This is a genomic window from Vibrio sp. 378 (genome assembly GCF_033339435.1).
The window spans coordinates 1-1,428 of record NZ_JAWOUO010000076.1 but is presented as its reverse complement, the minus strand read 5'-3'; the positions used below and the strand labels follow the sequence as shown (position 1 = coordinate 1,428).

1 protein-coding gene is annotated in these 1,428 nt (G+C 45.9%); it reads right to left on the bottom strand.

All coding sequences use genetic code 11. The features are described 5' to 3' along the window. On the bottom strand, positions 1-1,428 hold a 1,428-nt coding region (locus tag R7Q48_RS24195; RefSeq protein WP_318132618.1), incomplete at both ends, for a heme lyase CcmF/NrfE family subunit.

Sequence of the window (1,428 nt, the reverse complement as noted above, 5' to 3'; positions counted from 1 at the left end):
CCGCCTGACCATATCCACCAAATCCCCGCCCGGTACTGAACTTTTATCGCATAAGCGTTTGTGCCAACTTTATCCCCCAACGTCAGATAATAGTCTCCGTGCCATAAACTCAGAATCGCGGGTTCAGTCATGTTCATTACTCGCACGGGATAATGGCGTTTTTCAGGTTGTAATACATAGCGAGTCTGATCATCAAGGCGCAAAATGATCCTTGCTTGTTCTGCGGTGTAATTTGGCCCTATTACCCAATCCATACCTTGATAATCGATACCAATGTTTGCTCTTTGATGTGAAACACCAGGCTCTACTCGCAAGTTGTATTGGTACGAGTATTCACTGTTGAAGACAGCTCCTACAACGGCTAAAGAAAAACCGACGTGTGCTAATACCATCTTGATTAGTGGCCCTTTGTTTTCGGCATTCAGCCATAACATAGTGTGCGTAGTAATAACCCAAGCTGCTAAAAATACACTCGTGATTGTCCCAATACGCACGGTATCAACCGACAAGATAAAGACGGCTACGACACCTAAAGCGATAGTACTTGCGAAGGCGAATTGCCCTTTCCAGTTCGCGCGCCCTCCTTTTGTCCACCGCAAAATTGGCGTCATGGCTAACGCCAACAAAGCGAAAATACTAAGAGGAAATATTAAGGTATTAAAATACGGCGCACCAACAGAGATGTTTCCCAACCCTAGCAATTGATAAATCATCGGGTAGAACGTACCTAAAAAGACGATCGCCGTGGATATGACCAAAAGCCCAATGGCCACATACACCATATAAGCTCGACTGATCAAGGAACGTAACCTAAATGGTTTGATGGCATCTCCACGCACAATCAGTACACCAAACGTCATCAATACTAACGCACTAAGCACAGCAAGCAAGGCTAAACCTTTGGTAGGATCCACAGCAAAAGCATGCACCGACGTTAATACGCCAGAACGTACGATAAATGTCCCGAGAATGCTTAAACTAAAGGTCGCAAACGCCAACGCGTATGTGCTCCACAACGCTCCCTGATTTTTCTTTGCTAATACTCCGCTGTGCAGGAGTGCAGTGCCGGTTAACCACGGCAATAGAGAGGCATTTTCTACTGGGTCCCAAAACCACCAACCTCCCCAGCCAAGTTCATTGTATGCCCACCAAGAGCCGACAAGGATACCAACAGTCAGAGTTCCCCAGGCAAAATACGCGGCTTTTCGCGTACAACAGTACCATTCATTGACAGGCCGTTTGCTTAATAACGCCGCAAGTGCAAACGCCAAAATGGCGGAATAACCAACGTAACCTAAATATAAAAGTGGCGGATGAATGATCAATCCGATGTCCTGCAGCATTGGATTCAAATCACGTCCTTCTACCGCCAATGTTTTTGCGAACTCAAAAGGGTTAGACGTTGTTAACGTAAACCAAGCAAAAACG